This is a genomic window from Acidimicrobiales bacterium (assembly GCA_035512495.1).
Lineage (GTDB): Bacteria > Actinomycetota > Acidimicrobiia > Acidimicrobiales > CADCSY01 > DATKDW01.
Map to the genome: position 1 here is coordinate 1 of DATKDW010000015.1, position 9,403 is coordinate 9,403.

General features: G+C 70.1%; 8 protein-coding genes. 5 read left to right on the forward strand and 3 right to left on the reverse strand.

The features are described from left to right. Nucleotides 1–244, forward strand: a 244-nt coding sequence (locus tag VMN58_01170; protein HUF31799.1) for a dodecin family protein, incomplete at its 5' end; no start/stop codon positions are given. A gap of 46 nt (nt 245–290) precedes the next feature. After that, nucleotides 291–1,226, forward strand: coding sequence for a hypothetical protein (locus VMN58_01175; GenBank protein ID HUF31800.1), 936 nt, complete (start codon nt 291–293; stop codon nt 1,224–1,226). A 33-nt stretch (nt 1,227–1,259) separates the two neighbouring features. On the opposite strand, the gene VMN58_01180 is transcribed toward VMN58_01175, so the two are convergent. Then, nucleotides 1,260–1,766, reverse strand: a complete 507-nt coding sequence (locus VMN58_01180; protein ID HUF31801.1) for a CHRD domain-containing protein — start codon at nt 1,764–1,766, stop codon at nt 1,260–1,262. Nucleotides 1,767–1,837: 71 nt separating this feature from the next. After that, complete coding sequence (locus VMN58_01185) at nt 1,838–3,004, reverse strand: acyl-CoA dehydrogenase family protein (protein ID HUF31802.1); 1,167 nt, start codon at nt 3,002–3,004, stop codon at nt 1,838–1,840. A gap of 112 nt (nt 3,005–3,116) precedes the next feature. Here VMN58_01185 and VMN58_01190 point away from each other — a divergent pair, with 112 nt between their 5' ends. Both VMN58_01190 and VMN58_01195 read left to right on the forward strand, forming a co-directional pair. Beyond that, the gene (locus VMN58_01190; GenBank protein ID HUF31803.1) at nt 3,117–4,736 is read left to right on the forward strand and encodes an acyl-CoA synthetase; all 1,620 of its coding nucleotides are present in this window, start codon (nt 3,117–3,119) and stop codon (nt 4,734–4,736) included. A 50-nt stretch (nt 4,737–4,786) separates the two neighbouring features. Continuing rightward, nucleotides 4,787–5,683, forward strand: a complete 897-nt coding sequence (locus VMN58_01195) for an SDR family NAD(P)-dependent oxidoreductase (GenBank protein ID HUF31804.1) — start codon at nt 4,787–4,789, stop codon at nt 5,681–5,683. 16 nt (nt 5,684–5,699) lie between these two features. On the opposite strand, the gene VMN58_01200 is transcribed toward VMN58_01195, so the two are convergent. After that, nucleotides 5,700–7,019 (reverse strand): DUF2254 domain-containing protein, encoded by a 1,320-nt coding sequence (locus tag VMN58_01200; protein HUF31805.1) that lies wholly within the window; start codon nt 7,017–7,019, stop codon nt 5,700–5,702. Nucleotides 7,020–7,186: 167 nt separating this feature from the next. Between VMN58_01200 and VMN58_01205 the strand changes: the two genes are divergently transcribed. Further along, nucleotides 7,187–9,391, forward strand: coding sequence for an EAL domain-containing protein (locus VMN58_01205; GenBank protein HUF31806.1), 2,205 nt, complete (start codon nt 7,187–7,189; stop codon nt 9,389–9,391). Nucleotides 9,392–9,403 lie beyond the last annotated feature (12 nt).

The following is a 9,403-nucleotide window of genomic DNA, read 5'->3' on the forward strand; positions in this document are numbered from 1 at the left end:
CGTGTACACCGTCGTCGAGCTCATCGGGACGAGTACGGAGTCATGGGAGAAGGCGGCCGCAGCGGCGGTGACGACGGCATCGCAGTCGCTACGTGATCTTCGGGTGGCCGAGGTCGTCGAGCTCGACATGCAGCTCGAGAAGGGGAAGATCTCGGCATACCGCGCCAAGGTCAAGGTCTCGTTCAAGTACGAGCCGAGTGCAAAGTCTCCGGCAAAGAAGAAGGCCGCCTCCCGGCGGAGCTGAGACAGAGGGCGACGAGGGCTGGTGTCACCTCGTCTAGCGTGGCTCCATGGGTGCAACAGCTGAGGGCCGCGACTCGAGCCGAGAGGCGTCCATCGGCGCAATTGAGCTCGAACCGGTAGCCGGGACGGGCGGTGATGCGGGCGCGCACCACGTCATCTGGATGCTCGGTTCCTGGGTTGCCATCGTGGTGCTCGTGGCCGTTGGTGTGCTGGCCGTCGGTGCCGTCGAGGCGCCTGAGGACAGGGCCACCGCGGTCGAGACGATCACGGACCTCGGTGGGCTCCGGTCTGCGATCCCCGGCACGTCGGAGTCATCCCGACCCTTCCGCATGACCATGGAGATGGACATCGAGTCCGAGGGTGATGGCTTGTCGGGGTCGTTCGGAATGTCGATGGACATGCGCAGCGATGGCCAGCGCTCGGCGATCGAGCTGTCGATGCTCGGCCGAACCACTTCGATGTTGGCGTCCACCGACATCATCTACCTCCCTACGGTCGGCGGCGAGGGTTGGGTCGCCTACCGGATGCCCGACGTGGATACCGCAGCCACCTCGATGTTCAGGGGCGCCGACCCGCTGGCGATGCTCAACGCCATGTCATCGAGACACCCCGTGGAACTGGTCGGCCACGAGACCATCGATGGCATCGACGCGACGCACTACCGAGTGCGCAACGACGTCAGTGGGTTGCTCAAGGACACGGTCAGCTCAGAGAGCCAGCTCGAGGCGATCGAGCGGCTCGGCTTCGGCGCGTTGCCGACCATGACCGTCGATGCCTGGATCGATGCCGACGGCATGATGCGGCGAATGGACATGGGCATCGACGCCGCCGGGAGCACACTCACGATGGTCATGCGGATCTACGACGTCGAGGAGTCGGCGGAGATCACCATCCCAACTGACGCCGAGGGGCCATTCGATGTCGATCCCAGCGACCCTGCCGGGCGCTTCAACACGCACCTGATCGGCCTCCTCACCGGCTGACCCGGCCATGACTGTCCGTCCCGGTCAGCAGGCCTACGACCCCGGCAGCTGACCGCGCACGGCGCCGGCGGGGAACGGCTCGTTGTGGACGTTGACGTAGTAGCCGGCCGGGTTGGCAGCGATGTCGGCGGCAAGGTCGGCGTCGGCGACGGTGCATCCGTCCCACACACCGTCGTCACTGGGGTCACCGAGTTCGACCACGATCGGTCCGGCCTCGTCGGGAGTGCCCTCGTGGATGTGGGCGGCGGTGGGCGGGTCGATGTTGTCGACCGAGACCTCGAAGCAGATCTCGGCGCTGGCGAGGTCGATGGTGACCTCGGCCGCGCCGGAGCCATCATCGTCGCCGGGTCCGGGCACTTCGGCGTCACCCGACAGGTCGGCCGAGAGCTCGACCTCCCCTTCGGCTTCGTAGCCGGAGGCGGCGGTGGTCGTCGTAGTGTCGTCGCCCGGCGTGAGGGCAGGATCCTGGTCGTCCCCGCAGGCGCCGAGGAGCAGCGCGGCGGCGACGGGCAGAGCGAACAGGGACGAGCGGCGGAGCATTGGCACGGCGGAACCTCCTGGTGGCGTGGTCCCCATTGTGCCCGAGTGCACCCACGGGCGGTCCGCGTCCCTCAGCCCCCGGCGCGCTGGGACTCGGCCCAGGTGCGGCCGGCCTCCACGTCGAGGTCGTGCGGGAGGCCGAGCACCCGCTCGGCCACGATGTTGCGCTGCACCTCGCTGGTGCCCCCGCCGACGGTGAGGGCGGGAGCGAAGAGGTAGCCGTAGTGCCAGCCGTGGTCGTCGCTGCCACCGAGGGGACCGGCGGTCGCCAGCATCCCGGCGCTGCCGCACAGGTCCTTGGCGATGGCCATCACCTTCTGGCCGTGCTCGTCGGCCAGCATCTTGCGGATCGACGCCTCGGGGCCGGGCGAGCGGCCCTTCACCACGGCGCTCACCGTCCGCAGCCGGATGAGTCGCAGCACCTCGGCTTCGATGGCCAGATCGGCCAGGCGCTGGCGCATCACCGGGTCGGTCACCCCGCCCCGAGCCCGGACGAGGTCGAGCAGGTCGCCGGCCGACGGCCCGTTGCCCCACAGGGCGCCCCCCGACGAGAGGGAGACCCGCTCGTTGGCAAGGGTCACCTTGGCCAGCGCCCAGCCTCCGTGCTCCTCCCCGACGATGGCATCGGCTGGGAGCCGAACGTCGTCGAGGAACACCTCGTTGAAGGTGTGGCCGCCGGTCATCTCGATGATGGGGCGCACCTCGATGCCCGGCAGGTCCATGGGGCAGATGAAGTAGCTGATGCCCCGGTGCTTCGGCGCGTCGGGATCGGTCCGGGCGATCAGGATGCCGTAGGCGCTGTGGTGGGCGAGGGAGGTCCACACCTTCTGGCCGCTCACCACCCAGGTGTCACCGTCACGGACGGCGCGGGTCGAGAGGGCGGCGAGGTCCGATCCGGCGCCGGGCTCGCTGAAGAGCTGGCACCAGATCTCCTCGCCGCTCAGGATGGGCAGGAGGTGGCGCGACTGCTGCTCCTCCGTCCCGGCGTGGAGGAGCGTGGGGCCCGCCCAGCCGATCCCGATCGGGTTCGAGGGGCGACGCACGCCGGCGGCGCGGAGCTCGTCGTCGACGATCAGCTGGTGGATCGGGTCGGCTCCCAGGCCGAAGGGGCGGGGCCAGTGCGGCGCCACATACCCGGCCTCCGCGAGGGAACGACCCGACGGGGAGGGATTGGCCTCGAGCCAGGCGCGCACCGCCTTCCGGCGGGGATCGTCATCGTCGGGGAGCTCGAAGTCCATGCGCGGAACCTACCCCCGGTGGCTGACCCGGGCGTCAGCGACTGGACGGAGCACACCCCGGGGGTGCCTACACTCGTGGCCGTTCACCACGTCGTCGAGGGGGAGTGCCGCTGTGCCCGGTTGGAACATCGCAGAGATCTGGGAGGCTGTCGCCGAGGCCCAGCCCGAGGCTCCGGCACAGGTCCAGGGCGATCGCCGCCTCACCTGGGCCGAGTTCGACCGTCGGGCCGACGGGGTGGCCAAGGCCCTCCTCGACCTCGGCGTCGAGCGCCAGGACAAGGTCGCCCAGTACCTGCACAACTGCCCCGAGTACCTCGAGTCGCTCTTCGGCGCCTGGAAGGCCGGGCTCGTGCCGGTCAACACCAACTACCGCTACACCGAGTCCGAGCTCACCTACCTCTGGGACAACGCCGACGCCGTGGCCGTCGTCTTCCACGGCGCGTTCACCGAGACGATCGAGCGCATCCTCGCCGACGTGCCCCGCGTCCGGCTCTGGCTCTGGGTCGACGACGGCAGCGGCCCCTGCCCCGACTGGGCCACCCCCTACGAGGACGCCGCCGACTCGGCGACCGGGCGCACCGTGCCCGAGTGGGGCCGCGCCGGCGACGACCTCTACATGCTCTACACCGGCGGCACCACTGGCATGCCCAAGGGCGTCATGTGGCGCCAGGACGACCTGTTCCACCTCCTCAACTCCTCCTCGCCCAGCGCCTACGACGCCGATGGCACCATCGACGACGTCAAGGCCAAGCGCCAGTCGGAGGGCCCCGGCTTCGGCGCTATCCCAGCGTGCCCCCTCATGCACGGCACCGGCGCGCTCATCTCCTTCGCCATCCTCACCGGGGGCGGCACCATCGTCCTGCTGCCCTCCCGCTCCTTCGATGCCGAGGAGCTCTTCGACGTGCTCGAGAAGGAGCAGGCCAACGCCGCGGTCATCGTGGGCGACGCGTTCGCCAAGCCGATGGTCCGTGCCCTCGACGCCGAACCCGATCGCTGGAACATCTCCAGCCTGCTCATGATGTACAGCTCCGGTGTGATGTGGAGCGAGTCGACCAAGCAGGGGCTGCTGAAGCACAACCCGGGGATGATGCTCATCGACGCCCTCGGCTCGTCGGAGGCCATCGGCATGGGCACCAACCTCTCAGCCGGCGAGGACGCGGCCAAGACCGCCAAGTTCTCCCTGGGCGAGAACGCCGTGGTCATCACCGACGACGGCCGCCTGGTGGAGCCCGGCTCGGGCGAGATCGGCCGGGTCGGCATCAAGGGCCGCGTCCCCGTGGGCTACTACAAGGACCCCGAGAAGTCGGCTGCGACGTTCCCCGAGATCGATGGTGTCCGCTACTCCATCCCCGGCGACTACGCGACGGTCGAGTCCGACGGCTCGGTGACGCTCCTCGGCCGTGGCTCGGTGTGCATCAACACCGGCGGCGAGAAGGTCTTCCCCGAGGAGGTCGAAGAGGCCCTGAAGACCTACCCGGGCGTCCGCGACGCCGTGGCCGTGGGTGTGCCCGATGACAAGTTCGGCGAAGCCGTCACCGCCGTCGTCGAGCTCGACCCGGGCGCCGAGGTCGACGAGGGCGACGTCATCAAGCACGTCAAGGGCAGCCTCGCCGCGTTCAAGGCGCCCAAGCACGTCATCGTCGTGGAGACGATCGGCCGGGCCCCCAACGCCAAGGTCGACTACAAGCGCCTCAAGCAGCTCGCAGCCGAGCGCATCGCCGTCCGCTCGTAGGGGCCAGGCCCGTTTCGCCTCGCCCGGAGGAGGGCGCGTAGCGTCCGGCCATGGCAGATCTCGGGTACGACGGCAAGGTTGCGATCATCACCGGAGCAGGCGGCGGGCTCGGGCGCGAGCACGCCCTCCTGCTCGCCTCTCGGGGCGCTCAGGTCGTGGTGAACGACCTCGGCGGCTCGGTCAGCGGAGAGGGCGGCGGCAACGAGGGCCCGGCCCACACCACGGCCAAGGAGCTGGAGGACCTCGGCGGCGTCGCCGTGGCCGACACCAACAGCGTGGCCACGCCCGAGGGCGGTGAGGCGATCGTGCAGACCGCCCTCGACGCCTACGGCCGGGTCGACATCGTGATCAACAACGCCGGCATCCTGCGCGACAAGACCTTCCACAACATGACGCCCGAGTTCGTCGACCCCGTGATCGACGTGCACCTCAAGGGGGCGTTCAACGTCACCAAGCCCGCCTGGATCAAGATGCGCGAGCAGGGCTACGGCCGCATCGTCAACACCTCCTCGAACTCGGGCATCCTCGGCAACTTCGGCCAGGCCAACTACGGCGCCGCCAAGATGGGCCTCGTCGGCCTCACCCGCGTGCTCGCCGCCGAGGGCGGCAAGTACAACATCAAGGTCAACGCCCTGGCACCGGTGGCCCGCACCCGCATGACCGAGGAGCTCCTCGGCCCGCTCGCCGACAAGCTCGACCCCAAGCTGGTGTCGCCCATCGTGGCGTGGCTCGTGCACGAGGACTGCCCCGTGAGCGGCGAGATCTACTCCGCTGCCGGCGGCCGCATCGCACGGTTCTTCATCGGCATGACCGAGGGCTACTACAACGCCGACCTGTCGCTCGAGGACGTCCGCGACAACTTCGAGCAGATCCGCTCCGAGGACGGCTACACCGTCCCCTCGGGCCCCGGCGACGAGTTCACCCAGCTGCTCAAGCACTTCTCCTGAGCGACGGCCGGGGCGGTCACGCCTCCGGGACGTCGTCCACGGCCACCCCCGCGGCCGCCGCCGCCCGCTCGACCACCTCGAGGTCGGAGGGCAGCGGCTCGTGGGTCACGACACCGGCCACGCAGCGCTCGATCAACTGGCGCAGGGGCGGTGTGCGCTCGGCCAGGCCCGCAGCCTCCAGCTCGGCGATGAGCTGGCCGGCGACGTTGATCAGCGCCGCCGACAGGTGCGGCAACGACGCCGCGCTCACGCGAATCTGGTCGAACGCCTCGCCCACGTAGCCGGCGTGGTCGTGATCGTGGGGGCACAGTCCACGACGGCCCTGGTCGCCCTCCAGGATCGACGGCGGGAGGTCGCGGTGGAGGATCTCGTGGAGGATCGACCCGAGGTGCACGATGCACTCGTAGGCGGTGGTGACGTCGTTGACCCCGGTGGAGAGCGCTCGCAGGGCGATGTCGACCAGCTGTTGGATCCCGAAGCCGGCGTCTTGCTGCATCGACCGCTCGCGGCCCACCACGAAGGACCGGTGGACCTCGCGGGCGACGACCTCCTCGTCGGGCAGCGGGCCCCAGACCGTGGCCAACCGCGCCCCGACGTGGACGAAGGAACCGACCCTCCGGTCGACCCGCACCACGCCTCCGGGCGGGAGCGCATCCAGCAGGCTCTGGTCGCCCACCTGCTGGAGCCACCCGGTGCGCAGCGCCCGAACCACGAGGCCGTCGCCCACCGGCTCGGGGGGCTCCACCGCACCGGAGCGCCCCTCCCCCAGCTCAGGGAACCGACGGGCGATCAACGATGTGGTCTCGTCGGTCACCCGCCGGATGAGCGAGGTTGCCTGGAGGGAGTGCACCGTGCGGTTGACGTAGGCGAGGATGGCGAACACGGCGAGGATGGCCAGCACGAGACCAAGGAGGGTGCCCAGGTTCGGCACCACGTCGCTGCCCTCGCCCTCCACGCCCCGGACGGCCCGCAGGATGATCAACGAGTAGGTGAAGGTGCCGACCATGAACCCGATGGCGGCCTGCTGGAACCGGTCGCGGAGGAAGCCACGGAGCACCCGAGGTGAGAACTGGCTCGACGCCAGCTGCACGGTCAGGGCGGTCAGGGCGAAGACGGTGCCGGCAACGGTGATGGTGGCACCGGCCACGGTGCTGAGCAGCGCACGGGCGTTGTCGACGCTGAACTGGAGGAACCGGGGCAGCCGATCGCTGTCCACCGAAGCGTCGACCAGGATCATCGTCTCACCGAGGACCACCGCGCCGATGACGAAGATGCCCGGCAGGTAGAAGAGGCTCTCCCGGAAGTTGTCGCCGGCCTTCCGGAGCTTGAGGATCACGGGGGCGAGCCTAATGGGGGTCGTTCAGCGCCTCTTCTGGGACGCTAGACGTAGCCTTTCGCCTAAACGGGCAGGACCATCCTGCCGAAATATGATGTGGCACTGCGTTGACGAGATCCGCTCGTCGAGCGAGGGATGGTGCGCCATGGGGCCAGGAGGACGCTGAGGTGCTGGACAGCCGCTCCCTGGCGCGCGTGGCCGCTGCCCTCTGGATCGGATGCGGAGGCCTCGTGCTCACCGCCAGCACCGTCCTGCCGATGGGGCCGAGGGCCGAGCGACCGCTCGTCCTCATGCTCGGCACCTTCGCCGTCGCTGTGGGCGTCACGGTGTGGTACCTGCCGTGGCACCGCTGGCCCGACCGCGCCACCCTCGCCCTCGTCCCCCTGGCGCTGGTGGTCGTCGCCGGCTTCAACCGCGCCGCTGACGACCCGTGGCTCTACAGCCTCTTCTTCATGGCGGCCTTCGTCTGGGTGGGCCTGGCCCACCGCCAGGGGGTCGCGCTCCTCAGCGCTCCCCTCCTCGTGATCGCCTACCTGGTGCCCCTGATCGGCCGCACCGACGATCCGCAAGCGGTGGCGGCCCTCGTCTACATCCTGCCGACCTGCGTGATCCTCGGCGAAGCGTCGGCCTGGGTGGCGTCGCGCCTCCGACGGGCGGAAGCCGCGACCGCTGCCTCGGAGGCCCGCTACGCCGCCCTCGTCCGCCACGCCGCCGACGTGGTGTTCGTCTTCGACGGCGACGGCCAGATCACCTATGTCAGCCCGGCAGTCGAGCGGGTGCTCGGGACGACCGCAGCCGATCTCATCCGGGACGGCGCCCCGGCACTGCTTCACCCCGACGACCTTGCGGACGCATCGGCGTGGTTCCAGAGCGCCCTCGACGGTGCCATCCTCGACCGCCCGTCGCTCTACCGGGTCCGGGGGTTCGACGGGTGGCGGTGGATGGAGGGGACCGTCAGCGACCTGCGCCACGACCCACACGTCGCCGGCGTGGTGGTCAACGGGCGCGACGTCACCGAGCGGATCCGCGCCGAGCAGGAGCTTGCCCACCTCGTCGACCACGACTTCCTCACCGGGTTGGCCAGCCGTTCCGCCTTCCTCCGCCAGCTGGAGCGGGCGCTCGCCGACGACGCCAACGCGGTGACGGTGCTGTTCCTCGACCTCGACGGCTTCAAGGTCGTCAACGACTCTCTCGGCCACGCCGTCGGCGACTCGTTCCTGATCGCTGTCTCGGAGCGACTCCGCCGCATCGTGGGCGCCTCCGAGCACGTCGCCCGCCTGGGAGGTGATGAGTTCACCATCCTCGTGGCGGGCGACGATCCGACCCAGGCCTCGGGGCTGGCCCAGCGGATCGTCACCGCCCTCCGGGAGCCCATCGAGCTCGACGGTCGACGCATCGTCCTGACCGCAAGCATCGGTGTGGCGACGACCACACCAGGGGTCACCGAGCCGGCCGTTGCCCTGCGCCACGCCGACCTCGCCATGTACCGGGCCAAGGAGCTGGGCAAGGACCGCTTCGAGGTCTTCGGTGACGAGCTCGAGCGGCGCGTGCAACGTCGCCTCGACGTCGAGACCGAGCTCCGGATGGCCCTCGACCGCCAGGAGTTGGTGGTCCACTACCAGCCCGAGTTCGACGCGGTGGGTGACCGTCTCGTCGGGATGGAGGCGCTGGTGCGGTGGGAGCACCCCGAGCGGGGGTTGGTGATGCCCAACGACTTCATCGACGTCGCCGAGGAGAGCGGGCTCATCGGCCCCCTCGGCGCCTCCGTGCTCGTCCAGGCGTGCGCCACCGCGTCGAGGTGGCGAGCGGAGCACGGTGAGCACGCTCCCGTGGTGGGCGTCAACGTCTCGGCGCGCCAGCTGTCCGACCCCACCTTCCCCAGCCTGGTGGCGCGGGTCCTCGCCGACGCCGGCCTCCCGCCACACCGGCTCCGGCTCGAGATCACCGAGAGCTTGGTGGTCGACGCAGCCGCCCCGACGGCCCTCGGGCGGTTGAAGGCGGTCGGCGTCGAGCTGGCCATCGACGACTTCGGGACCGGCTACAGCTCGCTCAGCTACCTCGACCGCCTCCCGGTCGACGTCGTGAAGATCGACCAGTGCTTCCTCACCCCGATCGACACCACGGCCGACCGGTCACCGGTGATCGAGGCGACGATCGTGCTGGCACGCAGCTTTGGCCTGCTGGTGGTGGCGGAGGGGGTCGAGACGACGGACCAACGGGAGATGCTCCGCCGCCTCGGGTGCGACCGCCTCCAGGGGTACCTCCTGGGCCGCCCTGTCGACGAGGCCACTGCCACCGCCCTGCTGCGGTCACGGCGCGGCGCGGCACACTGGCCCGGCGCCGACCCCGCGGGCAGCGCCCGTCGGCGCTGAACTGACCCTGCG